At 68.2% G+C, this 25,350-nt stretch carries 20 protein-coding genes, 1 tRNA gene and 1 pseudogene; 11 read left to right on the top strand and 11 right to left on the bottom strand.

Translation table 11 applies throughout. The features are described from left to right. Window positions 1-3 precede the first annotated feature (3 nt). From ACSHXC_RS27010 to ACSHXC_RS26995, 4 genes and pseudogenes are all read left to right on the top strand, one after another. Window positions 4-138: a hypothetical protein gene (locus tag ACSHXC_RS27010; RefSeq protein WP_438294071.1), complete on the top strand. Its 135-nt coding sequence runs from the start codon at window positions 4-6 to the stop codon at window positions 136-138. Between the two features lie 337 nt (window positions 139-475). After that, window positions 476-1,372 (top strand): annotated as a pseudogene (locus ACSHXC_RS27005) (IS982 family transposase). 862 nt (window positions 1,373-2,234) lie between these two features. After that, complete coding sequence (locus ACSHXC_RS27000) at window positions 2,235-4,829, top strand: NB-ARC domain-containing protein (protein WP_438294070.1); 2,595 nt, start codon at window positions 2,235-2,237, stop codon at window positions 4,827-4,829. A 451-nt stretch (window positions 4,830-5,280) separates the two neighbouring features. Continuing rightward, window positions 5,281-6,123 carry a nuclease-related domain-containing protein gene (locus ACSHXC_RS26995; protein WP_438294069.1) on the top strand — a complete coding sequence of 281 codons (843 nt, stop codon included), beginning with the start codon at window positions 5,281-5,283 and terminating at the stop codon, window positions 6,121-6,123. A gap of 209 nt (window positions 6,124-6,332) precedes the next feature. Here ACSHXC_RS26995 and ACSHXC_RS26990 read toward each other — a convergent pair. Next, window positions 6,333-6,407: transfer RNA gene (locus ACSHXC_RS26990), tRNA-Val, on the bottom strand. Between the two features lie 165 nt (window positions 6,408-6,572). Here ACSHXC_RS26990 and ACSHXC_RS26985 point away from each other — a divergent pair. The 5 genes from ACSHXC_RS26985 (at window position 6,573) to ACSHXC_RS26965 (ending at window position 11,214) form a co-directional block, all read left to right on the top strand. Next, window positions 6,573-7,331: a DUF4097 family beta strand repeat-containing protein gene (locus ACSHXC_RS26985; RefSeq protein WP_438294068.1), complete on the top strand. Its 759-nt coding sequence runs from the start codon at window positions 6,573-6,575 to the stop codon at window positions 7,329-7,331. 145 nt (window positions 7,332-7,476) lie between these two features. Then, entirely contained in the window at window positions 7,477-8,838 is a 1,362-nt protein-coding gene (locus ACSHXC_RS26980) for a hypothetical protein (RefSeq protein ID WP_438294067.1), read from the top strand. Window positions 8,839-9,122: 284 nt separating this feature from the next. Continuing rightward, a complete protein-coding gene (locus ACSHXC_RS26975; RefSeq protein ID WP_438294066.1) occupies window positions 9,123-9,638 on the top strand; it encodes a DUF4383 domain-containing protein in 516 nt (171 codons plus the stop codon). 151 nt (window positions 9,639-9,789) lie between these two features. Next, window positions 9,790-10,518 carry a FadR/GntR family transcriptional regulator gene (locus tag ACSHXC_RS26970; protein WP_438294065.1) on the top strand — a complete coding sequence of 243 codons (729 nt, stop codon included), beginning with the start codon at window positions 9,790-9,792 and terminating at the stop codon, window positions 10,516-10,518. A 480-nt stretch (window positions 10,519-10,998) separates the two neighbouring features. Then, entirely contained in the window at window positions 10,999-11,214 is a 216-nt protein-coding gene (locus ACSHXC_RS26965; protein WP_438294064.1) for an FmdB family zinc ribbon protein, read from the top strand. A gap of 125 nt (window positions 11,215-11,339) precedes the next feature. On the opposite strand, the gene ACSHXC_RS26960 is transcribed toward ACSHXC_RS26965, so the two are convergent. The 4 genes from ACSHXC_RS26960 to ACSHXC_RS26945 form a co-directional block, all read right to left on the bottom strand. Further along, window positions 11,340-11,999 carry an O-methyltransferase gene (locus tag ACSHXC_RS26960; RefSeq protein WP_438294063.1) on the bottom strand — a complete coding sequence of 220 codons (660 nt, stop codon included), beginning with the start codon at window positions 11,997-11,999 and terminating at the stop codon, window positions 11,340-11,342. Next, window positions 11,968-12,825 carry an HAD family hydrolase gene (locus ACSHXC_RS26955; RefSeq protein WP_438294062.1) on the bottom strand — a complete coding sequence of 286 codons (858 nt, stop codon included), beginning with the start codon at window positions 12,823-12,825 and terminating at the stop codon, window positions 11,968-11,970. Before ACSHXC_RS26955 ends, ACSHXC_RS26960 begins: the two co-directional genes overlap by 32 nt. Next, the gene (locus ACSHXC_RS26950) at window positions 12,822-15,278 is read right to left on the bottom strand and encodes a phosphoribosyltransferase (RefSeq protein WP_438294061.1); all 2,457 of its coding nucleotides are present in this window, start codon (window positions 15,276-15,278) and stop codon (window positions 12,822-12,824) included. Before ACSHXC_RS26950 ends, ACSHXC_RS26955 begins: the two co-directional genes overlap by 4 nt. 68 nt (window positions 15,279-15,346) lie before the next feature. Then, on the bottom strand, window positions 15,347-16,510 hold the full coding sequence (locus tag ACSHXC_RS26945) for an HpcH/HpaI aldolase/citrate lyase family protein (RefSeq protein ID WP_438296852.1): 1,164 nt from the start codon (window positions 16,508-16,510) through the stop codon (window positions 15,347-15,349). 208 nt (window positions 16,511-16,718) lie between these two features. On the opposite strand from ACSHXC_RS26945, the gene ACSHXC_RS26940 reads away from it, so the two are divergent. Then, a complete protein-coding gene (locus ACSHXC_RS26940; protein WP_438294060.1) occupies window positions 16,719-17,516 on the top strand; it encodes a TerD family protein in 798 nt (265 codons plus the stop codon). Between the two features lie 18 nt (window positions 17,517-17,534). Here the strand turns inward: ACSHXC_RS26940 and ACSHXC_RS26935 are convergent, their stop codons facing one another. The 6 genes from ACSHXC_RS26935 to ACSHXC_RS26910 all read right to left on the bottom strand — a co-directional run bounded on the left by ACSHXC_RS26935 (window position 17,535) and on the right by ACSHXC_RS26910 (window position 22,130). Next, complete coding sequence (locus ACSHXC_RS26935; protein WP_438294059.1) at window positions 17,535-18,272, bottom strand: TerD family protein; 738 nt, start codon at window positions 18,270-18,272, stop codon at window positions 17,535-17,537. 153 nt (window positions 18,273-18,425) lie between these two features. Further along, on the bottom strand, window positions 18,426-19,568 hold the full coding sequence (locus ACSHXC_RS26930) for a DUF475 domain-containing protein (protein WP_438294058.1): 1,143 nt from the start codon (window positions 19,566-19,568) through the stop codon (window positions 18,426-18,428). 159 nt (window positions 19,569-19,727) lie between these two features. Further along, window positions 19,728-20,303, bottom strand: coding sequence for a TerD family protein (locus tag ACSHXC_RS26925; RefSeq protein WP_189960862.1), 576 nt, complete (start codon window positions 20,301-20,303; stop codon window positions 19,728-19,730). Between the two features lie 93 nt (window positions 20,304-20,396). After that, on the bottom strand, window positions 20,397-20,972 hold the full coding sequence (locus tag ACSHXC_RS26920) for a TerD family protein (protein ID WP_189960861.1): 576 nt from the start codon (window positions 20,970-20,972) through the stop codon (window positions 20,397-20,399). Window positions 20,973-21,133: 161 nt separating this feature from the next. Next, window positions 21,134-21,592, bottom strand: a complete 459-nt coding sequence (locus ACSHXC_RS26915; RefSeq protein ID WP_114035478.1) for a peroxiredoxin — start codon at window positions 21,590-21,592, stop codon at window positions 21,134-21,136. Window positions 21,593-21,707: 115 nt separating this feature from the next. Next, window positions 21,708-22,130 (bottom strand): DUF3052 domain-containing protein, encoded by a 423-nt coding sequence (locus ACSHXC_RS26910; protein WP_399492421.1) that lies wholly within the window; start codon window positions 22,128-22,130, stop codon window positions 21,708-21,710. A gap of 428 nt (window positions 22,131-22,558) precedes the next feature. Between ACSHXC_RS26910 and aceE the strand changes: the two genes are divergently transcribed. Next, on the top strand, window positions 22,559-25,291 hold the full coding sequence (gene aceE, locus ACSHXC_RS26905; RefSeq protein ID WP_438294057.1) for a pyruvate dehydrogenase (acetyl-transferring), homodimeric type: 2,733 nt from the start codon (window positions 22,559-22,561) through the stop codon (window positions 25,289-25,291). The last annotated feature ends 59 nt before the right edge of the window (window positions 25,292-25,350 follow it).

Below are 25,350 nucleotides of genomic sequence, written 5' to 3'. Positions count from 1 at the left end.
GCCATGGAGAACGAGGAGCGGGAGGAGTGGACGGACCCCCGGTACGCCGAGCTCGTTGAGAACTGGCAACGAGCACAACAGGACCCCGAGGACCGCCGCCCGGCACGGGGCTTCCTCGTGCCGCAGACCGACGCCTGACGCTCAACACCCCGGCCGGCCGAAGAGGCGGCCGGGGCCGCCCACTGCCGCACACGAAAACCGAAGGCCCTGGTCCGGCAGAACAACTGCCGGACCAGGGCCTTCGCACAACATCGCTGGTGGGGGTGGACGGTTTCGGACCGCCGACATCTGCTTTGTAAGTTCGACCAGGCTACGGTTCGGTAGCGCTACCGCACGATCGTGGCGGCCGCTCCGGGCGGCCTGTGGCTACCTTCGTCCGGCGCCGTTGATGTCACGCGTGGATGTCGGTCGGAGCTAGACGAGTAGTTCCGATTGCTGGGTTCTCAGACGTGGGGAGGGTGTCCAACATCGGGTTGTGACGACCGATTTGGACACCCTCTTGACGGCACTGTACGTGCATGTCGATGACCGTCTGAAGACCCTGCGACGGCGCGGACGACCGCCTCGGCTGACCCAGGCGGAACTGGTGACACCAGCGGTGGCCCAGGCCATCCCCGGCTTTCACTGCGAGGCCCGCTGGCTGCGCTTCGCCCACGCCCACCTGCACGGGATGTTCCCGTACCTGCCCCAGCGCCCGGCCTACAACAAGCGCCTACGGGCGGCTCTGCCCCTGGTCAGCCAGACGATCCGGTCCCTGGCCACCGACACCGACCTCTGGCTGGACAACCTGTGGATCGTGGACTCCACCCCCGTTGAATGCGCCCGCTCCCGCGAGACCGTCAAACGCTCCGACCTGGCCGGCTGGGCCAACTACGGCTACTGCCGCTCCCACTCCCGCTTCTACTGGGGCCTGAAGCTGCACCTGGTATGCACCCCGGCGGGCTGCCCGTCACCTGGGCCCCGGCCGACCCCAAGCCCGACGAACGACAGGTCCTGGCCGCCCTCATCGACAACGAACCGCACCTGCCCGCCGACCGTCCCGGCCTGCTCATCCTGGCGGACAAGGGCTACACCGCCGCCGAACTTGACCGCTTCCCGGCCGCCCACGGCATCCACCTGCTGCGGCCCTCCTACCGCAACCGCGGCACCCCACGGCCGGGAGAATCCCTGCTCAAGACCGGTGCGGCAGCTGATCAAGTCGGTCAACGACACCCTCAAAGGCCAGCTCGACCCCGAACAGCACGGCGGACGCACCATCGAAGGCGTCGGCGTCCGCGTGGCCCAGCGGATCCTGGCGATGACCTGCGCCATCTGGCACAACCGCACCATCGACGCACCCATCACCAGGTCACTCATCGCCTACGACCACTGAGCCACAACGGAACTACTCGTCTAGCGCTTCTTGCGAATCTTGCGCTTCTTCTCCTTGGCTTCCTTCTCCTTGCGCTGGGCGACGCCATACACGGACCACGGACCTTGATGGACGGGGCAACGAGAGGTTCCCGTCACCACCATCCGTTGGCACCGTCCCCCCGTCTTGGTCGGCGCTCCGCACTTCGCCATGTTGCTTCCCCCCTCCGGTCGTGTCCGGCAGTGCCTGAAGCTCTAGGCACCGTGGCCTATCGCCTGGCGGGAGGGAAGGCGTGAACATGCCTCGATCGGAGCACAATGGCGCACGTCCATGCCATGAGCTTGGGAAGCTGCGATCACGCGCGGCAGGTGTGGGCGCTGACCCGGGCGAACAGCTGAGGTGAGGCGTCATCAGGCCCGGTTGCATTCTCTGTGGTTCCCCGCGGTTCCCCGCGCGATCCGGTGCACTTGTGGTTCGGTCGTGAGCATCCGCGTCGAGACTTGATGTCGCCTGAGCACGCAGACGAGGCTCCCGCACGAGCTGGCAGCCTGGCATGCCCCACCGTTCTCACAGCAGCGGTGCCGTGCCGCCAGCCGCTGGACCGACCCAGGGGGCTTCTGTCACTGGTGCTCGCTAGGTTGGCTAGAGGTCTGTGACGCAACGCTCGGGGCGTGCGACCCCATGCACTCTGCGTGCCGCAAGTTCCTGTCCTTCCTGCGACGACTCGCCTGACATGGCGTCATTCTTCACTTAGCCTGAGAGCTATATGGCTGAGGGGGGTCCCTTGCTTCACACTCGCATGACGCGTGCACGACTTTACGTCCTCGTGGACTCGTTCGAATCTGACGTACGGCAGATGATCCTGCGGTTCATCCTCGACCACATGGGTGAGACCGAGGCGCTGGGCGACAGCTACGTCCGGGCAGCTGAACGCCGTCACGCTGACGCCACTGACGACGAGCTCTCGATTGTCGAATACCTCGACATGCGTGAGGCGTACGACATTCTGAACCGCCATCGGGAAGCGCTCCCTGTGGAACTGGCCCGGGAATTGCGCCTCGGCACGCCACGGATGGACACCCTGGTGCCGATCCGCAACCGCGTTATGCACGGCCGTCCACTACAAGCTGGTGACGCCGAGAAGGCGGTAAGCGCATGTCGAGAATTTAAGAGCCGATTCTGGCCAACAATGCGCGACACCTTGGACAGGTTGAGTGCTGATCCGGAATGGGAGCCAGCGTTCAATGGAGCAGATCGGCGCTACTCTGACCGAATTCTCCACAACCTTCCGCCATTCGATTACGACGACACTGGCCTTATCGGAAGATCTCAGGCGTGTAGCGTCATAGTGAAGCACCTTTTGAGACGCCGCGAGCCAATGATCACTATTACGGGAGAAGGTGGAATCGGTAAGACAGCTCTCGCTTCTGACGTAGCTTATTCACTCCTTGACAACCCGGATTCCCCTTACGAGTGCATTCTCTGGACTTCGTTGAAGACGGAGCGGCTAACGGCTAACGGAGTCGTTGAGATTGCAGGCGCAGTACGCGATATCACAGGCGCCACTCAGACCTTGGGTAAGGTGCTAGCAGACGACTTCAGGGGCGGCGCTGAAGAGCTAGCCGAAGCTCTCCAAGGTATTGAGACTCTACTTATCATCGACAACCTCGAAACCGTTAGCGGTAGCGAAATCGTAACGTTATATGAAACGCTCCCCGATAACGTCACTTATCTCATGACGAGCAGGATCGGCGTGGGGCAAATCGAGCGCCGCATCCCTCTCCCCCCATTGGAAAAGAAAGACGCGCAGACGCTCTTCAGGTCGTTTGCCAGAGTGCGCGGAGGGCGGGCTGAATTCTTGGCACGCCTGAAACAGGAAACTGTCGAGCAGATTGTCACTCGGCTGCGCTTCAGCCCTTTGGCCATTCGATGGTACGTCCTTTCCGTTGAATCCGGGCGAGAGCCTCATCCCACTTTGACCGATCAGGACGAGTTGATCGACTTCTGTGTCCGGTCGGTCTTTGACGCCCTGACTGAAACGCCAAAAGCTATCCTGTCCGTTCTCTTTGCTCTCGATCGATCTTCGACATTTGACGAGCTGGCAGTCCTGACCGACTCCCCAATCGATGCCCTGAACCTGGCAGTTAAGGAGCTAAGCGCGGGTTCGCTGGTAAGCCAGAAGCCAGATCCCGATGACGAGTTGATTTCACGAGTTCAGATAACTGAAGCGGCTCAACACTTCCTGCGTCGAGTCGCGCCGCCGCCAAAAACTGACATCAGCAGGACACTGCTGCGAGAGCAGGAATTCAAGCGCTCAGAGGAGCAGCGCCGTACGGATGAGAGTAAGCGTCAACTCGCCCCCAACGTTGTAAGGGTTCGTTCGCCGCATGACGAGCCCACAGCCCATCTGCTGCGGCTCGCGTTGGCGCAGTCGCGCGCGGGGTCAATCGGCCGTGCTCAGAGTTATCTCACGCGTGCCCGGGCGCTGAATCCCGAGTTCTGGGAGGTAGATCGTGTGGAAGCCTTCATCCTCTCCCAAAACGACCAAATCGACCAGGCTAGCTCCCTTTACCGCTCGGCCTTGCGTAAGGCTGACGAGTCCGGTACTGCTGTGATCTCCTACTACTTTGCGGGGCACCTTGCCGGGCGCGGCCACGACGTGGACGCTGCCCTACCTCTGGCCGAGTCAGCACATAGGCACTTTCAAACTGCTGACACCGCACAGCTACTGGGCAAAATCAATCTGTGGGCCCGCAATTACGAAGAGTCCCAGATTCACCTTGAATGGGCTCTGGAAAACATGACTGGTCGAGGAAGGCTTCGACTGATCATCCTCACCAGTCTCGTCGATTCTTGGCGCAGGTGGTCTGAGTCGCTACTTGACGATGATCGGCGGCCCGTAGAAGCGGCTCATAAGGCGTCGGCAGGGTTCTCTCAAGGAATTAAGGAGCTGGACTCCGGGGCCTGGGATCAACGACTAGCCGAAATGCTTCTTGAGAGCGCGAATGCTTTCCTGCGATCGATTGGCGAACTCGGCCTGTTCCCGCACGCTTTCGATAATGATTCGGTCCGTATCCTGAAAGGGGTGAAGCGTCATGCTGTCCTGTTTGAGCGCTGCGCTGCCTGGCGTCACTTTCCCGGTCGGGTCGGCGGGCTGTATCGCCTATCAGGCATCAGTGAAGAAGTGTCGAGCCTTTGCGAGGACTTGGTGAATGTGGCCAAGCCGAAACTAGGCGGTAGTTCAGATGTGCCGCCCCGCGGAATTGTCAAGGCATGGCGCGGGACTTACGGTTTCATCTCGCACCCAGACTATCCCAGCGATGTGTTTTTTCCGGGGGCGGCAGTCCAAGAAGGGCACGGCGTGAAATGGGACTCTCTTAACCCCGTTGGCGTGCACGTCGTTTTTGAAGTCGACGAGCATGGTAAAGGGGATCGTCCACGCGCCAACTACGTATCCCCTATCTCCGTAGACGAGTAGCCGGGATGCGACGCCATTAGCGCGCGGTCGGTGGAGCGGATTTAGGCTGGAGCTGCTTTGGCCCGAGTGATCATGGCCCCTTAAGCTTCCGGCGCGTCGGGCAGTCTGTGGACCTGCCCGTAAAGCACGGCGCTGGGGCCATGATCTTCGAGGCTCGCACCAAAGTGGCTGCCTAAAGCCGTGGAGGCGACCGCCCCAGCCACGACGTATCCCTTCTTTGACATCAGGTGGCTCGTCGCCATCCGCGCGGCACGGGCACCGGCCGGGCCAGAGCGGGGCGGAGACAGGAGCGCAGGCCCGGCCGGGGGCCGGGCCGCGCGCGGGGAGCGGAGCGAGCCGCCCTGATGAAGTAGAGAAAGTTCCACCGCGTACGTCGTCTTGTGGGGACAGGCCAGGACTGTTGCCATGTTGGTTGGGGGGGGTGGCACGTCGACGCCGGGGGGGGGCTTGCGTGAGCGATCTGAAGATCACAGTCTGGAAGCGGTACGGGCATGATCGGCTGTATGTGAACCTGCCGAACGGGGTCGCCGTCGCATTCCTCGACCGGCACACCGGCAAGGTCACCATCCTGAGGGCGGAGTATCGAACTGCCGCTACTGAGGCTCTCGTTCAGTACCTTCCCGCTTCCGAACCCGCTCCTCCACCTCGTCCCGATGTGCGGCCTCTGCCAGAGCTCAGGCGGGAGGACGATCTCGCCCTTTGGCCGCCGGGCAAGGCTTTGCGGGACAAGCTCCGCAGCGAGGGACCTGGACCCTGGAAGCGCTTTGTGGACCTGCTTCTGCGCCGCAAGACCGAGTGGGACTCCTGGCGCAAGGGGCTCGCCGGCGAGAAGCGTGTGGGGCGGGAGCTGCGGCGATTATCCGTTGACGGCTGGTTCGTGCTGCACTCCGTACCGCTGCCGCGGGAGGTCGATATCGATCATCTCCTCATCGGGCCCGGCGGAGTGTTCAGCATCAACACCAAGCGGCATCCCGACAAGGATGTCTGGGTCGGTGACGACGTGGTCAAGGTCAATCACGGCAGGCCTCAGCCCTACCTGCGAAAGAGTCGTGCCGAAGCCAGGCGCGTGCAGCGGGTGTTGGAGCGCTACTGCGACTTCGAGGTCCCGGTGACACCGGTCCTGGTGTTCGTCGACATCCGCCGCCTGGACAAGGTCGCCACCTTGCTCGACGTCCGGGTCTATGAGGAGCGGGCGGTCTCCGCGCTCGGCCCTCTCACGGGAGTCTTCCAGCCGGAACAGGTGCGGCAGCTGTACGAGGTCGCCCGTCGCAAGGCCGTATGGGAGAACGCCTGAGGCCGGCCGGGGTCAGCTCGCGTCGCTGAGGCGTCGGCCGTCGTGGGTGCGAACGTACGGCCCGCTGTCGCGCAGCGCGAGGCCGTCAGCCGCATGGGCCGGCTGCTCAGGAGGCGGCCCGAGCGTGGATGACCATGAACGTTGATGGCGTCGGATCAGGACGTCAAAGGCCCCCCGCCATGATCGGCGAGGGGCCTTCGCAAAACATCTGGTGGGCGTGGACGGTTTCGAACCGCCGACATCTGCTTTGTAAGAGCAGCGCTCTACCCCTGAGCTACACACCCGTGGATGAGGGAACAGCGTACATGGCCCACGGGGTGCCGCCGCAAACCCGATCCGGGGTGGGGGTAGCACCACCCCTGTTTCGGTAGCAGGCTCCAGCGCGCTCGGGCGGTGCGGTTCGTACCGTGGGGGTACGGGCACCGCCACGTCACCGGGGGAAGATCACCATGGCATTTCGCTGTCGCACCGCGCTGGTCGCTGCCGTCGGGGCCGGGAGCCTCTGCTTCGTGCTCGCGGGGTGCGGGAGTTCGGACGCGTCGGACGCTCCCGTCGAGCACAAGAGTTTCGCCTTCGGTGGGAAGGCGCTGACCATTGATGCCGGGCACTCCACCGTCCTCGTTACGCCCGCCGATGTGACGGACGTCCAGGTCTCGCGGCAGGTCGACGGGTGGGTCGTCTTCGGCAACGGGCCCGATGCCGGCTGGGGGCTCAGCGGCGGCACGCTGAGTCTCGGCGTGAAGTGCAGCGGGGTGATCAAGAACTGCAGTGCCCGGCACGAGGTGAAGGTCCCGCGCGGCGTCGCGGTCACCGTGCACAACGACGACGGGCGCGTAGAGGCGAGCGGGTTCGACACCCCGCTGGTCATCGCCTCCGACAACGGGCGGATCAGCGTCAAGGACTCCTCCGGGCCGCTGGACCTGACGTCCAAGGACGGGCGCATCGACGGACAGGGGATCCGCGCCAAGAGCGTGCGGGCCAGTTCGGACAACGGCCGGGTGGCGCTCGCCTTCGCCGCCGTGCCGGACAGCGTGGTGGCCACCAGCGACGACGGCCGGGTCGACCTGGCCGTACCCAAGGACACGTACAAGGTCGCCACCCGCGCCGACGACGGCCGCGTCGATGTCACCGTGGGCCGCTCCGACTCCAGTACGCATCTGCTCACCGCGCGGAGCGACAACGGCCGGGTCCGCGTCCACAACAGCTGACCCCTTCATCCTCGGCAGCTGAACCGCCCGGGCCGAGAAAGGGCCCCGATATCAGAGGGGGAACCATGAACTAACCGGCCGGTGTGTTCGTCCTTACCAGGTGGGAGAATGGACCGGGCAGGGCGACACAGCACGGGAGAGGGATGTGACGGCGACACACGCGCGGCCGTACAGCAGAGCGGGTGCCACCGTCCGGGACGTGCTGGTGCTCATCGCGTTCCCCGTGGTGCTCGGCGCCGCGGTGCTGCCCGGCGCGTTCGCCGGAGGCGGTACGCGCCGCTGGTTCGGCGGGCGCGGCGAGAGCCTGCGCGCCGACGCCCAGGCGGCCAAGGACGCGGCGGCTGCCGCGTTCTACGAGCTCGACACCGCCCAGCGCGATCTGCGGATCTCCATCGAGACGATCACGGCCGTCGACAGCTCGCCCGGCGCCCGCCGCGCCGTCGACGACTTCGCGGCCCTCGGGCGCCGTATCGACGAGGTCTCCAACCAGTACATCAACGCCGTCGACGCCCACGACCTGGACCGGGACGACCTCGACGCCTCCGTCGCCTCGCGGGCGCGGGCCGAACTGACCGCCGCCAAGGACGAACTCGTCCGCGTGAAGGGCGAGCTCGACCGCTTCGAGCAGAACCTGCGGCCGCTCCTCGACACCGCCGAGACCCAGCTCGCCCGGCTCGCCCCCGCCGTCGAGCGCGCCCGGCACGCACTGCTCGGCGCCAGTACCGCCCTTGACGCGGTACGCGCCTCGGGCCTGCGCGCCGACGAACTCGCGGCGCGGCTCGCCGCCCTCGGGCCGGAGCTGACCAAGCTCAACGAGGGCGCCGGGCGGCACGGCGTGCCCGAGACGCTCCAGCGCGCCGACCGGGTGCTGCGCGACGCCGAGGCCGTAAGGGCCGAGGCCGAGCAGCTGCCCGCGAAGGCCGCCGAGATCGACCGCCGGCTCGTATCCCTGCGCACCCGCGCCCAGGCGCTCACCACCCGGGCCGGCGGGGTCGACCCGGTGCTCAGCGAACTGCGCCGCCGCTTCGCCGCCGCCTGCTGGCAGGACCTCCAGCAGGTGCCCGAGCAGGCCGCCGTCTCCGTACGGCAGGCGGAGGAGAAGCTCAAGGAGGCGGCCAAGGCGCGCGAGGAGCAGCGCTGGGCGGATGCGACGTCCCGGCTCAGTACGGTGCGCGCGCTGCTCAACTCCACGGACGAGGCCGTCTCGGCCGCCGGTGACCGGCTGCAGAAGCTCAACGCCGTGGCGAAGGACCCGCAGCAGGAGATCCAGCGCACCCGGTTCGCGATCCGCGACGCCCAGCGCCTGGCGATGTCCGGCCGCAACACCCCTGATCCCCGTCACGCAAGGCCCCTGGACGATTCGGTGGCCCGCCTGGAGCGGGCGATCGCCACGCTGGAGGGCAGGCACCCGGACTACTGGCACTTCCTGACGGAGACGGACGCCGTGCGGCGGACCGTGGCGGATGTGGTGTCCCGCATCCGGGAGGAGCTCGGGCACGGAGCGTGAGCGCTCCGCGGGGGGGCGGGTATTCGAGTGCCGGCCGGCCCGAGCCTCGGCCCCTTCGGGGGCGGACCGTGAGTGGTTGCTCGCGCAGTTCCCCCGCTCCCCCCAGCACCATGCGCCCACGCGGCGGAGCCGCACGATGACACCGCCCCGCGCCCCTGGCGGCATGCGCCCACGCACCCACGAGCCCGCTGAGTTGATAGGGGCCATCAGCGGGCGGATGCTGGAGTACGTACGCCCTGCGTGCCCACCGATAGGGACAGCGATAGGGATGAGGAGGGCCCACTATGGCCACCCACGCGATCTCGCAGCGCCTCCATCACAGCCGGGTCTCGCTCAACGAGCATCTGCCGGTCGACCACCGCCTCAACCGCGTCTACCGCTTCGGCGCCGGGGCGATGGGGGTCGTTCTGCTGGTCTTCGGCATTCTCGGACTGGTCCATCAGATCGGGTTCTTCGACACCGGCGGTGACCGGGTCGCCGGGCTGAACACCAACGGCGCGCTGAGCGTGCTGTCCATCGTCGTCGGTGTGCTGCTCCTGTACGGAATGGTCAAGGGCGGCAACTTCGCGTCGACGCTCAACATCACGCTCGGCATCCTGTTCCTGATCAGCGGGTTCGTGAACCTCGCGCTGCTCGACACCTCGCACAACTTCCTGGCCTTCAAGATGCAGAACGTGCTGTTCAGCTTCGTGGTCGGGCTGCTCCTGATGGTGTTCGGGATGTACGGGCGGGTCACCGGCTTCCTGCCGCACGACAACCCGTACTGGAAGGCGCGCCACGAGCACGCCGACGATCTTTGAGCCGGTTACGGCGCCGCGGCCGCGCCCGGGATGCCTGAAGCTCCCGGGCGCGGCCATGCCCGCTCTGCCCGAGCCCGACCACGCCAGCCGTCGCGATTAATTGGTAATTAATCAGCACTTGTGCAACTCTTTACCTCGCCAAGGGTAAGCATTGACCGACGTCGAGGTCGGGCCGAGCGAGGGAGTGCACCACGTGAGCGAGGCCGCCTACATCGGGCGCGGGGTCCACCGGACCGCCGTCGAGGGCCTGGCCCTGAAGATCTTCGACGGTACGTACGACGAGGGCGACACCCTCGAACTGCCCGCGCTCATGGCCGAGTTGGGGGTCAGCCAGACCGTGCTGCGCGAGGCCGTCAAGGTGCTCACCGCGAAGGGGCTGCTGGACGCGCGTCAGAAGCGGGGCACGTTCGTACGGCCCCGCGCGGACTGGAATCTGCTCGACAGCGACGTCCTGCGCTGGAAGCTGGCCGCCGGGGCGCCGCACGACTTCTTCGCCGACGTCCTCGAACTGCGCCGCGCGATCGAGCCGGCCGCCGCCTCCCTCGCCGCCGAGCACCGCACGGACGAGGATCTGGCCGCCCTGGACGACGCGCTCGACGCCATGCGGGCGGCCGGGAGCGATCCCGTACTCGCCGTGCGGGCCGACACCTCGTTCCACACCGCGCTTCTCAGCGCCTCGCACAACCGGTTCTTCGTCCAGCTGCGCCGGGTGATCGTGCCCGCGCTCGTGGCTCGGGGCCGGCACGGGCGCGCCCACGGTCAGGAGGACCCGGTACCGGCGCACGCCGAGGTCGTCCGCTGCGTACGGGAGGGCGATGTGGACGGCGCGTACATGGCCGTGCTCGAACTCCTCGACCTGTCCCTGCGCGACCACCCCTGATCCCCACGAACCCGAGCCCCAGGAATCCGGTCTCCACGAACCTGGTCTCTATGAGCCCGAGAGGAACCCCATGGGCTCGGGCACGAGGTGCGCTGGGCGGGCGCGGTCGGCGACGACGAGGCGGGCGAGCTCGCGCTCTGCCTGCCCGACGGTGCCCCGGACGACGCCGAGCTGCGGGCGAATTTGACCCCTCCGGGCCGGGCCGCGGCGGTGGCCCGGCCCGGAGGTCTGCCCCCTGGGGCCGGAGGCGGACGGGCCTCCGGCCCCAGGCACGTCGCTCCGCGGGGGTCGGGGGGCGGGTGTTTGGGTGCGGGCCGGCTGCGGCCGGGCACTCCCCCATGTTCTCGGCTTCGCTCAAGCAGGGGGACCCCATGAACAGGGGCCCTCATCGCCGCGGAGCCGCACCATGTCACAGCCCAGCGCCCCTGAAAGGAGCGCTGTACCGCACCCGGCTTCCGCCGGCCCGCTTAGTCTTGGGCCATGCCTCGCTATGAGTACCGCTGCCGCCCCTGCGACGACACATTCGAGCTCAGCCGCCCCATGGCCGAGTCCTCCGCCCCGGCAACCTGCCCCGCAGGCCACGCCGACACGGTGAAGCTGCTCTCCACGGTGGCCGTGGGAGGCTCTGCCAAGTCGGCCCCGGCCCCGTCCGCCGGTGGAGGCGGCGGGTGCTGCGGAGGCGGCTGCTGCGGTTGATCCGTCTGAGCGGGCTCACGGGAGCGCGCCTTCAGGGGCGCGGGGCTGTGTCATTGTGCGGCTCCCCCGGGTGGGAGCGATCAGCCACAACCGGCCGCAGACGAACAGGCCCCCGCCCCGCGGAGCTACCTCCGCCGCGACAGGGTCAGACCGTCCGCCACGGTCAGCATCACGCTGTCCATCCGCTCGTCCGCGGCGACATGCTCGTTGAACGCGCGGATCGCCGCGGCCGCCCCCGTCGCCTCCGGGTCCAGGACCCGTCCGTGGAACAGCACGTTGTCCGCGGCGATGACCCCGCCCGGACGCAGCCGCGGCACCAACTCCTCCCAGTACGCGATGTAGTTGCCCTTGTCCGCGTCCAGGTACGCGAAGTCGATGTGCGGCTCGGCCGGCATCGCCCGCAGGGTGTCGAGGGCCGGCGCGATCCGCAGTTCGATGCGGTCGGCGACGCCCGCCTTCGCCCAGGCCTCCCTGCCGTACGCCGTCCACTCCTCGGAGACGTCGCAGGCGATCAGCTTCCCGTCGGCCGGGAGCGCCTGCGCCATGGCCAGCGCCGAGAAGCCGGTGAAGGTGCCCACCTCGACGACGTGGCGGGCGTTCACCAGACGTACCAGGAAGGCGAGGAGCGGGCCCTGCTCCTCGGCCGACTGCATGCCCGCGACGTCCGGGAGGCGCTCGTACGTCGTCTCCACGAGCCCACGCTGCACCGCGTCCAGGGGCGGGTTGTGGGCCAGCATGTACGCGTACAACTCGTCAGTGATTTTGGTGCTGTTTCCCTTGGTCATGCGGCGACCGTACCCAATCCCGGGCGCCGAGGAAGCGGCGCAGGACCTCCTCGCCCGCGAGCACCCCGCACTCGGTCAGGGCCTCGGTGCGCGGGCCCTGCCAGCCGGCCTCGGCGAGCTCTCCGTGGCCCGGGCGCCAGCCCTGGTCGGCGGCGAGCAGCAGGTCGGCGTCGAGGAGCGAGTCCCCTGCGGCCAGGGTGAGTTCGGCCCCGGTGCGGCGGGCGACCTCGCGGACCGCCGCGCTCTTGGTGAGCGGCTTCGGCACCGCGTAGATCTTGCGGCCCTGGAGCGAGACCGTCCAGCCGCGCGGCTCGGCCCAGGCGGCGAGCTCCTTGACCCACTCCTCGGGCAGCAGCTCCCGCTCGACGACGAGATACGCGAAGAGGTCCTCGGCGACCCGCTCCTTGCGGAGCCAGCCCGGGTCGGCGACGGTCCGCAGATGGGCCCGCACCTCGTCCAGGGAGGCGCACTCGGCGGCGATGCGGCCGGTCACCTCGCGCGCCCAGTCCGGGTCGGACACGCCGTTCACGAGCAGGTGCCCGCCATTGGCGCAGATCGCGAACTCCGAGGCGGGGCCCGGGAGTTGGATGCGCTGGTACTGCTTGCGGGTGCGGGTCGTGGTGGGCACGAACACGGTGGCCGACTTCAGCTCGGCGAGCAACTGCGCCGCGCGTTCGGTGACGTACGAGAGGGGCTTGTGCTCGTGGACCTCGACGCAGAGCAGGCGTGGCGCCCGATGGTCGGGCATAGTGAGGGCGAGGGCGGCCGCCGAGTAGATCAGGGTGCGGTCGAGGTCGCTGGCGACCAGCGTCACGGGGGTGCTCACTTGGCCGCCACCGCCTTGCCGTCGGCGCCGGTGGCGCCCCGCGTGTACTGGGGGTGGATCAGGCCGACGCAGCTGTACGGCAGGCCGTCCACCTCCTCGACGGGCACGCCCCGCTGTTCGGCGAGCAGCCTCACATGGTCGAGGTCGGCCCCGGCGCCCCGCCCGGCGAGGATCTTCCACGGGACCCGGCGGAGCAGCACCCGGGTGGTCTCACCGACGCCGGGCTTGACCAGGTTGACGTCGTGGATGCCGTACTCCTCGCTGATCCGCTCGACGGCCGCCCAGCCCTCCCAGCTCGGCGTGCGGTCCGCGTCCCACAGGGCCTTGGCCTCGCGGTCCACGTCGGCCGCGACCTCGTCGAAGCGGGCGGCGACGGCGTCGAGGAAGCCGCCCGAGACGTCGGCTCCGGCCAGCTCGCGGTAGAACTTGGCGCCGTGGAAGTCACTGGGACCGATGAGGTCCTGGCGTAGGACGGTGCGCGAGATCAGCCCGGACACGGTCGAGTTGAGGCAGGCCGACGGGATCAGGAAGTCCTCGCGGGTGCCGTACGTCCGCACACAGGACCCGGGGTCGGCGAGCACCGCGATCTCCGGGTCGAAGCCCTCGAACTCGGGGAACTCCCGGATGGCCGCGGCCAGTTCGCGGGTGATGGCGCCCTTGCCCGTCCAGCCGTCGACGAACACGACGTCGGCCGGGTCGTGGTGGGCGGCCAGCCAGCGCAGCGCGTTCGGGTCGATGCCCCGGCCGCGCACGATGGACACCGCGTAGTGCGGCAGGTCGAGGCCGTGGCGGTGCCGGGCCCAGCGGCGCATCAGGACGCCGACCGGCGTACCGGCGCGGGCCAGCGAGACCAGCACCGGGCGGGGGGACCGCTCGGCCAGGACGGTCTCGGCGACCACCCCGACGGCCTGCGCGATCCGGTGCGCCGAGGTGTCGAGCGCGGCGCGGAACAGCTCCTGGTACTGCGGGCTCGGCTGGTACTCGACCGGCAGCGACTCCGCGTAGTGCGCGCCGCCGCTCTGGATGGCCTCCTCGCGCTCCTCGGTGGGCGCTTCGAGCTCGACCCCGGACAGGTCCTTGAGCAGCCAGCCGACCTCGTCGGGCGCGTAGGAGGAGAAGGCGGGCCCCCTGAGGGGTTCGGGCAGCGGCTCGGGCATGGGGGCACCTTCGGGTACGTACGAGGGCAGCACGGCGAGCACGACGTGCGGTATGTGGGCGGCGAGCTGGGCCAACAGGCCGTCGGGAGCGTGCAGTTGGGGAGTGTCGGCGGCCGAGTCGACGACGGCTATGACCGCGTCGAAGCCGTTGCCCGCGACGTTGTACGCGTACCGCTCGCCGGGCCCGTCGGCCGGGTCGTCGTGCGCGGGGAAGGCGAGGCGGGTGCGTATGGCGTACCCGGGATCGTCCACGGCGAGCACGGGCGAGCGGGTGGTGGTGGAGTAGCGCACCTCGGCGTGGCCGAGCTCTTCGAGGGCGACGGCGAGGCGGAGCGGCGCGTACATCAACTCCTCGAAGCCGAGGACGAGGACGCGGGGCCTGTCGGGGGTCCCTGCGCTCACCGCGCCGGCCAGCCGGGCCGCCATCTCCGGCAGGGCCGCCTCCAGCTCGCTCCGGTGGGCCGGGGTGAATCCGTGCCGCCCGCCGTCGGGAAGGCCCGCGGGCCATCCGAGGTCGACACGGCGGGCATACGACATCGACCGGTGAGCACCGCTCTCCCGAAGCGGTGCTTCCACCTCCGGCTCGGACCTGGCCGATTCGAACTCCTCGACCAGCGCCCGCCCCTTCTCCAGCACCCCCTCCGGCAGCCGCACCGTCCCCGACGCCGAGGCGATCAGGTCGACACGGGCGCCTGTCTCCGCCGCGAAGGCGGTGAGGCGGTCGCGGTCCTCCGGGGAGCGCATGTCGACCAGCGCGACGATCACATAGTGGTCGCGCGGATGGCGCGCGTGCAGGTCGCGGATGGTGTTCAGGACCGTGTTGCCGGTCGAGAACTCGTCGTCGACCAGGACCAACGGGCCCTGTCCTGCGAGGAGTCGGGGGTCCTCGGGCAGCAGGAGGTGGGAGGTGGCGTGGGAGTGGGACTCCTCGAAGCCGCCCGCCGTCGCCACGCCGTCGACCGGGCGGCGGGTCGAGTGGAGGCAGGGGGCGAGGGCGAGGCCGTCCGCGACCGAGTGCCCGAGGCCCGTCGCGGTCTCGGCGTACCCGAGCACCACGGCCCGCGCGGCCGCCTCCACGCCGAGCAACTCCCGTACGCGCAGGCCGAGTTCGTACCCCGTACGCCACACCACGGAGGGGCTCTGCGGCACGTGCTTGCCCAGCACGTTCGAGACAAGGAGATGGGCGCGCTTCGGGTTGCGGCGCAGGGCGAGCCCGAGCAGGCCGCTCAGGTCCTCGTCCCCGACGAGCTCGACTCCGAGCCGCTCGGCGACCCATGTTCCCGACCACTCAACCACGTTGCTGTGTCTCTCTGTTGGTTCGCACTGATCGTTCGTACTCGTCGTTCGTGCCGGTGATGCGTACGTCAGCCGGCCAGGCCGGCCGCCAGCAGGTCCACGAAGCCGACGTCCTCGGCGGCGACGCCGAACACCTCGGCCCGAAGGAGGGTGCGCTCGGCCCAGGCCCGGTGCGGCTTCACCTCGTTCATCTTGTTCGTGTACGCCGAGCGCAGCACCCCGCCGCCGCCCCGCTCGGGCCGCAGGATGTCCTGGGCGTCGCTGAACTCCTCGTGGCTGACCACGGACAGGGCGTGGACGGGCACCACGTGCGAGGGGTGGATGCAGGTCTTGCCGAGCAGGCCGTTGGCCCGGTCGAGCTCGATCTCGCGGAGCAGCCCGTCCAGATCGTGCTCGATCAGCGCGGTGCGCAGCTCCTCGACGCGGCCTTCGAGGAAGGGGCTGCGGCGCAGCTGGGGCTTGAACATCCGCTCCTGGACGCGGAAGTACTCCCACACGGGCCCGGTGATGGTGAAGCCGCTGCCGTCGGCCCGGCCCAGCACGTTCACCACGTCCGCGATGACTCCGGCCACGATCTGCACGTCGTACGCCGTCATGTCGGGCGAGCGGCGCAGACCGTAGGTGGAGCAGAAGTCGGTGACGCCGAGGCGCAGCGCGAGGATGCGCTCGCGGTACTTCTCCACCGTGCGCGCGATTCCGGCCAGGGTTTCGGCCCGGGTCTCCAGGTGGAGCAGCTGGGGCGATTCGAGCACGGGCATGGCGAAGAGGCGGCGGCCGCTCGCGGACTCGGCGCCGGTGAGCGCCTCCAGGAAGTCGATGCCGCGCTCCTCGGTGAACTTCGGCAGGACGAAGCCGCAGAGCAGGCGCGCGGAGTCGCCGAGGCGTTGCACCAGGTCCGGTATCTGGAGGGGCTCGCGGACCCGCACGAAGAGCAGCGGGACCTCCTCGCCGCGGGCGTCGAGATCGGCGAACTGGCGGACCAGATTGGCCTCGGCGGCCACCACCTCGGCGTCGTCGATCGAGTCCTCCAGGCAGAGCACCATGGACACGACACCGCGGGCGGCCTGCTTCAGGACGTCGTCGGCGAGAGTGGGCCTGGTCGCCGGGCTGTACAGGGTGGCGCCGAGGGCGGCCGACAGCACGCGTGCGGACGAGCCCGCGGTGAACTCGCAGGGCTCACGATGGAAGAGGTTCTTCCGCGCAGCCGGCGGGACGTGCCCGAAATGCCGCATATACATCCCCCGTACTGCCGGACGGCCGAGAATTTGGGTGGCCGGTAATAGTACGTAGGAACACGTGTCAAGAGTTCCCCAAGTGCATGAAATCCAGGTAACTCGTCTGCATCATTCGGCCCGTGCACACGCGGCGAGTACGCCGCGGGACGTACCCGGCCGGGCCCCGCGTTGTCCGCGAGGGCCGCGGGAAGGCAGGATGACGGGCATGACGCACGCGATGCTGAAGGGATCGAACGTCCCGCTGGAGGCCCCGGCCGTACGGGCCGTGCTCCGCTGGTCGCCCGGCGCCGACGTCCCGGACGTGGACGCCTCGGCGCTGCTGCTCGCCGCCGACGGCCGGGTGCGCTCGGACGAGGACTTCGTCTTCTACAACCAGCCGCGCCACCCCTCGGGCCTGGTGCGCCGGCTCCCCAAGAAGCGTGTCGCGGAAGGCCTCACCGACACGGTCGAGGCCGATCTGGCCGCCCTCGACCGCTCCGTCGACCGGGTGCTGATCACCGCGTCGTCGGACGGCGCGACCTTCCGTGCCGTCCGCGATCTGCGGATCCTGCTGTTCGACGCGGCGGTTTCGGGGGCCGATCCGGTCGCCCTGTTCGACGTGAAGCCGGAGACCGGCGAGGAGACCGCGATCATCTGCGGCGAGCTGTACCGCCGCGGCGACGGCTGGAAGTTCCGCGCGGTGGGCCAGGGGTACCCGACCGGCCTGGTCGGCCTCGCCACCGAGTACGGCATCTCCGTGGACGACGGCGAGGGCAGCGACAGCGCGCGGAGTGCGCCCAGTGCGCCGTCCGTGCCCCAGCCGCTGCCGCAGCACGCGGCCGAGCCCTCCTACGGCTATCCGCATCCCGCACCTCCCGCCCGGCCGCCCCTCGCGCAGCCGTCCTACGGCTATCCGCAGCCGGCCTCGCCGCAGCCCGCGTACGGCTACCCCCAGCCCGCGGCGCCCGCGCCCGACCCCACGTTCGTACTGCCGCCCATGGGGCCGCAGTTCATCCGCCCGTAGGCCGCCGCCGGCCGCGGCTCAGGCCTTGGTCTTGTAGCCCCGGCCCCATTGCAGGCCCCAGCCGTACAGGCGGTCCAGCTCGGCCTGGAAGCCGTACACGAACTTCACCTCGCGCCGCACCACCATGTCGCCCTTGATGTTCTCGATGGAGACCACGGCGCAGGAGCGGGCCTCGGGGGCGCGCTCGTCGAGCTCGATCTCGATGCGCGGGCCGTTGCTCGGGTAGAGCGTCACCTTGGCGTGGGTGCGGTCGAAGGCCGGGGTCTGGTCGTAGATGTAGACGAAGACGAGCAGGCGCTTTATCTCGGCGCGGTGGTCCAGATTGACGAAGATCGTCTCGCCGGAGGCCGAGCCGAAGCGGTCGTCGCCGCTGCACTCCACGTAGGGCGCCTTGTTGGTGGCGCCGAAGAAGTTCCCCAGCGGCTGGACGACGCCCTTGCTGCCGTCCTGGAGTTCGTACAGGCAGCCCAGGTCGAGGTCGACGTTGACCATGGACTGGGTGTGGCCCTGGACCATCTCCGGCTTGAAGAACTTCAGCGGGTGGCGCAGCAGCCGCCCGCTCTGGTCGGGCTTGCCCCCGAAGTCCGAGGTACGCATCCGCCAGGACAGGTTGACCCGCAGGCTGCCGGTGTTGGCGCCCTGCTTCCCGAGCGAGACCGTGTTGTGCCGTCGGGTCAGCTCGATCGTGTTGGTCGCCGCGCTGCCCGAGTCGAACTGTGAGGCCCTGCCCCGCCACAGGCCGTCCCAGAACGCCATTGCCCCCACCCCATAGGTCCGTGAACTGTCCCCGCACGCAAAGCTCTGCGGGGCGGCCGGCGAGGCCGAGGCCTCGTGACCGCCCCGCAGAGAGCGTTCCTCATTCGAAGGCGGATCACACGCCCGAGGGCGTGCGCTCCGGAAGCACCGGGGTCACACCCCGGAGCCGACTTCGGCCCGTTCGTTGGAATCCTCGCCGCCGTCCGCCGCGAGGCGCCGGTTGCGGCGCACGGAGGACCAGAAGGACCAGACGATCAGGAGTACGCCGACGGAACCGGTGATGACCTCCTGGATCTCGTACTGGATGGTGACCAGGAGGATCACGGCCAGCGCACCGATCGCGTAGTGCGCGCCGTGCTCCAGGTAGACGTAGTCGTCGAGGGTGCCCTGGCGGACCAGGTAGACGGTGAGCGACCGGACGTACATCGCGCCGATGCCGAGGCCGAGCGCCATCAGGACGATGTCGTTGGTGATGGCGAAGGCGCCGATGACGCCGTCGAAGGAGAACGACGCGTCCAGGACCTCCAGGTAGAGGAACATGAAGAACGCGGCCTTGCCGGCCATGACGACCGCAGAAACCTTGCTGCCGGTGCGCTCGGCCTCTTCCTCCGCCTCCTGCTCACGCTCCTCGTCCTCTTCGAGACGGTTCTCGAAGTAGCCGGAGAGCCCGCCCACGACGAGGTACGTGATCAGGCCGGCGATGCCGGAGATCAGCACGGTCTGCGCCTTGTCGACGTGCGCGCCGCCGTGCTGGTGGGCCTGGGTGGCGACCGTCATGGAGGCGATGAGCAGGGCGATCATGGCGATGCAGACCGACAGCATGTCGATCTTGCCGAGCTTGGCAAGCGGGCGCTCCAGCCAGGCGAGCCACTTGATGTCGCGGTCCTCGAAGATGAAGTCGAGGAAGATCATCAGCAGGAACATGCCACCGAAGGCGGCGATCGACGGGTGCGCGTCCGTCACCAGCTGCTGGTAGCGGTCGGCGTCGTTCAGCGCCAGGTCGACCGCGTCGAACGGGCCGATCTTGGCGCTGATCGAGACGATGACGACGGGGAAGACCAGGCGCATGCCGAAGACGGCGATGAGAACGCCGACCGTGAGGAAGATCTTCTGCCAGAAGGCATTCATCTTCTTCAGGATTCCGGCGTTGATCACCGCGTTGTCGAAGGACAGCGAGATTTCCAGGACCGCCAGGATGGCCACCACCCCGAAGGCGGTCCACCCGTCGTAGAGCACGGCCAGGGCCAGGCCGATCGCGGTGATCGCGAACGACCAGCCGAAGGTTTTCAGAAGCACTGACTTCCCCATCGTGTAGAGCGGGCCGACCCGACGAAGAGCGGGTCTCCCCCCGCACCGCGCACGGCTTTACGCTGCTGTCTCCCGGGGGCGGGCCCCGGGCCCCTTACAGGGACCGCCCCGGACGGCGCACGACTTGAAGGCAACCGGGCGATCTCTTTAGGAGACGTTGACCCCGAAGTCTAGAGCGATGCCCCGCAGACCCGATGCGTACCCCTGACCAACTGCACGGAACTTCCACTCGCCGCCGTACCGGTACAGCTCGCCGAAGATCATCGCGGTCTCCGTGGAGGCGTCCTCGCTCAGGTCGTAGCGGGCGAGCTCCTGGCCGTCGGCCTGGTTGACGACGCGGATGAAGGCGTTGGCGACCTGGCCGAAGGTCTGGCCGCGGTTGTCCGCGTCGTGGATCGAGACCGGGAAGACGATTTTGTCGCAGGCGGCGGGCACCTTCGTCAGGTCGACGATGAGCGACTCGTCGTCGCCCTCGCCCTCACCGGTCAGGTTGTCGCCGGTGTGCTCGACCGAGCCCTCGGGGCTCTTGAGGTTGTTGTAGAAGACGAAGTACTCGTCGCCGAGCACCCGCCCGCTCGCGCACAGCAGAGCGCTGGCGTCGAGGTCGAAGTCGGCTCCGGTGGTGGAGCGTGCGTCCCAGCCGAGACCGACGAGCACCTGGGTGAGGTTCGGTGCGGCCTTGGAGAGGGAGACATTGCCTCCCTTGGCGAGCGTGACGCCCATGTTCGTGTCCTCCCCGAGAAGTGGAACAGGTGGTGAGCGCGTCCGGCGCCGCACCACAAGGGGTGCGGCGCCGGACACACGAGCGGTTTCGGCTCAGACGTTGACGCCGAAGTCCTGCGCGATGCCGCGCAGGCCCGAGGCGTAGCCCTGGCCGATGGCGCGGAACTTCCACTCCGCGCCGTTGCGGTACAGCTCGCCGAAGACCATCGCGGTCTCCGTCGAGGCGTCCTCGCTCAGGTCGTACCGGGCGAGCTCGCTGTTGTCCGCCTGGTTCACGACGCGGATGTAGGCGTTGCGCACCTGGCCGAAGGACTGCTGGCGGCTCTCGGCCTCGTAGATCGAGACCGGGAAGACGATCTTGTTGACGTCGGCCGGGACCCCGGCCAGGTTCACCTTGATGACCTCGTCGTCGCCCTCGCCCTCACCGGTGAGGTTGTCACCCTGGTGCTCGACGGAGCCGTCGGGGCTCTTGAGGTTGTTGAAGAACACGAAGTTCGCATCGTTGGTGACCTTGCCCTGGTCGTTGGTCAGCAGGGCGCTGGCGTCCAGGTCGAAGTCACCCCCGGTGGTGGTGCGTGCGTCCCAGCCCAGACCGACGATGACCGCGGTCAGGTTGGGGGCGGCCTTGGTCAGCGAGACGTTGCCGCCCTTGCTGAGGCTGACTCCCACGAGTCCTCCCAATGGTGTGAGGGGCCGGCTTGGACAGCGTCCCCGTCGTGCGTTGGCATCGGATCAACGAATGGATCCTAGTGACCGGTTCCCGGCTCAAACAGACGATTCGACCGAACGATCATCCGGTGTCGGACGGGCGGGACCGGGCACGTGCCGGGTCAGATGGTGTCGAGCGCTTTGAGGTACTCGTTCAGGTCGCGGGCGTCCGGCAGGGCGTTGACGACGGTCCAGCGGACCACACCCTCCTTGTCGATGATGAAGGTGCCGCGCACCGCGCACCCCTTGTCCTCGTCGAAGACGCCGTAGGCGCGGCTGACCTCGCCGTGCGGCCAGAAGTCGGAGACCAGCGGGTACTCCAGGCCCTCCTGCTCGGCGAAGACGCGCAGGGTGTGGATGGAGTCGTTGGAGACGGCGAGCAGCTGGGTGTCGTCGTTGACGAACTTCGGCAGGTTGTCGCGCAGTTCGCACAGCTCGCCCGTGCACACGCCGGTGAAGGCGAACGGGTAGAAGAGCAGCACCACGTTCTTCTCGCCGCGGAAGTCGCTGAGCTTCACGGTCCGGCCGTGGTTGTCCTTGAGCTCGAACTCCGGGGCCTTGGTGCCGACCTCGATAGCCATGGAAACGCCTTCCCTTCAATGGGCCGTATCGGTGAAACCCCACCCTACGCACCCCCTAATCACAGGGCCCCCTCAGGCTGACGCCTGAGGGGGCCCTGTGGGGCGTGAGGGTGGATCAGCGCTTGCCGGACTTCAGGCGGGTGCCCGACCAGTCCTTGCCGACGCTGACGCTCTTGGCCGGCGACAGGCCGGCGGTCTGCGCGGCGTCGTTGATGTCGCTGGGCTCGACGTATCCGTCCCGGCCGGTCTTCGGGCTCAGCAGCCAGATCGTGCCGCCGTCCTCCAGGAGGCCGATGGCGTCCACCAGGGCGTCCGTTAGGTCGCCGTCCTCGTCACGGAACCACAGCACGACGACGTCGGCGACGTCGTCATAGTCCTCATCGACGAGATCCTGGCCAATCAGGGACTCAATGCCCTCGCGGAGATCCTGGTCGACGTCGTCGTCGTAACCGATCTCCTGGACCACCTGTCCGGGCTCGAACCCCAGCCTTCCGGCCGGGTTGGTCCGCTCCTCCGCGTGGTCCGCGGTCGCGCTCACGGCTTGCCTCCTGATCTTGATTCGGTAAGTTCTGCAGCCGCGCGCATACGCGTGGCATGGGGCGTAGTCCACACGGGCGGGACGAATCTCGCAAGTACCCGGCCTCCGAACCCGCCCTTTGGGGGTCAGTGTGGCGGTGTTCAGGGACATCCGCATCCCCGTCGGTGATTCATCCCACACCATTGGTGGCTGTTTACGCCGTTCTGTTCCTTTGGGTACTCCAATCGGGCCCGAACACCCTTCGGGAACGGTTGGCCGGGTTGAGCGTAAGGTTGCGATTTGGCCCGACCCGTCCAGGCCCTGAGCCTACTTCCTGCTCCGGTGACGGTTACCTCTCGGTAGAGATGACGTTTGCGCCCCAGCGGTACACGATGGGATGCGGCGCAGAATTGGCTGTCTTCCGCATCCCCCGACAGTGAAGGAACAGCGTGGCTTCCGGATCCGATCGCAACCCGATCATCATTGGCGGCCTGCCGAGCCAGGTCCCGGACTTCGATCCCGAAGAGACCCAGGAGTGGCTCGACTCCCTGGACGCCGCCGTCGACGAGCGCGGCCGCGAACGGGCCCGCTATCTGATGCTCCGGCTGATCGAGCGGGCGCGCGAGAAGCGCGTGGCCGTGCCCGAGATGCGCAGCTCGGACTACGTCAACACGATCGCCACCAAGGACGAGCCGTTCTTCCCCGGCAACGAGGAGATCGAGCGCAAGGTCCTCAACGCGACGCGCTGGAACGCGGCCGTGATGGTGTCCAGGGCGCAGCGCCCGGGCATCGGCGTCGGCGGCCACATCGCCACGTTCGCCTCCTCCGCCTCCCTGTACGACGTGGGCTTCAACCACTTCTTCCGGGGCAAGGACGAGGGCGACGGCGGCGACCAGATCTTCTTCCAGGGCCACGCGTCCCCCGGAATCTACGCCCGCGCCTTCCTGCTCGACCGCCTCAGCGAGCAGCAGCTCGACGCGTTCCGCCAGGAGAAGTCGAAGGCCCCGTACGGGCTTTCGTCGTATCCGCACCCGCGGCTCATGCCGGACTTCTGGGAGTTCCCGACCGTCTCGATGGGTCTCGGCCCGCTCGGCGCGATCTACCAGGCGCGGATGAACCGCTACATGCAGGCGCGCGGCATCGCCGACACCTCGAAGTCGCATGTGTGGGCGTTCCTCGGCGACGGCGAGATGGATGAGCCCGAGTCGCTCGGCCAGCTGTCCATCGCGGCCCGCGAGAACCTGGACAACCTGACCTTCGTCGTCAACTGCAACCTCCAGCGCCTGGACGGGCCGGTACGCGGCAACGGCAAGATCATCCAGGAGCTGGAGTCGCAGTTCCGCGGCGCCGGCTGGAACGTCATCAAGCTGATCTGGGACCGCAGTTGGGACCCGCTGCTCGCACAGGACCGCGACGGCATCCTGGTCAACAAGATGAACACCACGCCGGACGGCCAGTTCCAGACGTACGCCACCGAGACCGGCGGGTACATCCGGGACCACTTCTTCGGTGACGACCAGCGGCTGCGCGCCATGGTCGAGAACATGACCGACCAGCAGATCCTGCACCTGGGGCGCGGCGGCCACGACCACAAGAAGATCTTCGCGGCGTTCTCGGCGGCCAAGGCGCACAAGGGCCAGCCGACCGTGATCCTGGCGCACACCGTCAAGGGCTGGACGCTGGGCCCGAACTTCGAGGGCCGCAACGCGACCCACCAGATGAAGAAGCTGACGGTCGACGACCTCAAGGGCTTCCGGGACCGGCTGCACATCCCGATCACGGACGCCGAGCTGGAGTCCGGCGCGCCGCCGTACTACCACCCCGGACGCAAGTCCGAGGAGATCCAGTACATGCACGACCGCCGGCTCGGGCTCGGCGGCTATGTGCCGACCCGTGTGGTGCGTGCGAAGCCGCTGAACCTCCCCGAGGACAAGACGTACGCGGTCGCCAAGAAGGGCTCGGGCCAGCAGTCGATCGCCACCACGATGGCGTTCGTCCGCATCCTGAAGGACCTGATGCGGGACAAGGAGATCGGCAGGCGCTTCGTACTGATCGCGCCCGACGAGTACCGCACCTTCGGCATGGACGCGTTCTTCCCGAGCGCCAAGATCTACAACCCGCTGGGCCAGCAGTACGAGGCGGTCGACCGCGAACTGCTGCTCGCCTACAAGGAGTCGCCGACCGGGCAGATGCTGCACGACGGCATCTCCGAGGCCGGCTGCACGGCCTCGCTGATCGCGGCGGGCTCGGCGTACGCCACGCACGGCGAGCCGCTCATCCCGGTGTACGTCTTCTACTCGATGTTCGGTTTCCAGCGCACCGGCGACCAGTTCTGGCAGATGGCCGACCAGTTGGCGCGCGGATTCGTGCTGGGTGCGACCGCGGGACGTACGACTCTGACGGGTGAGGGTCTGCAACACGCGGACGGCCACTCGCAGTTGCTCGCCTCGACCAACCCGGGCTGTGTCGCCTACGACCCGGCCTTCGGCTACGAGATCGCGCACATCGTCCAGGACGGTCTGCGCCGCATGTACGGCCCGGACAGCGAGGACGTCTTCTACTACCTCACCGTCTACAACGAGCCGATCCAGCACCCGGCCGAGCCGGCGGACGTCGACGTGGACGGCATCCTCAAGGGCATCCACCGCTACAGCGCGGGGACTTCGGGCGCCGTCCCGGCCCAGATCCTGGCGTCCGGCGTGGCCGTGCCGTGGGCCGTCGAGGCGCAGCGGATCCTCGCCGAGGAGTGGAACGTACGGGCGGACGTCTGGTCGGCGACCTCCTGGAACGAGCTGCGCCGCGACGCCGTCGAGGTGGAGGAGCACAATCTCCTGCACCCCGGGGAGGAGCAGCGCGTCCCCTATGTCACGCAGAAGCTCCAGGGCGCGCAGGGTCCGTTCGTGGCCGTTTCCGACTGGATGCGAGCCGTTCCGGACCAGATCGCGCGCTGGGTGCCGGGCACGTACCAGTCGCTCGGCGCGGACGGCTTCGGCTTCGCGGACACGCGGGGTGCGGCTCGCCGCTTCTTCCACATCGACGCGCAGTCGATCGTGCTGGCTGTCCTCACGGAGCTGGCCCGGGAGGGGAAGGTCGACCGGTCTGCGCTCAAGCAGGCGATTGACCGGTACCGGTTGTTGGACGTGGCCGCGGCCGACCCCGGTGCGGCTGGGGGCGACGCGTAGGCTCCGCTGAGCCTTGTACCGCGGGGTGTGATGGGTGCTGCGGGGTTTCTCCCCCGGGC

The organism is Streptomyces sp. HUAS TT7 (assembly GCF_051550175.1).
GTDB lineage: Bacteria > Actinomycetota > Actinomycetes > Streptomycetales > Streptomycetaceae > Streptomyces.
Note: the sequence above shows the minus strand (reverse complement) of the source record. Positions and strands in the feature narration are given on the sequence as shown.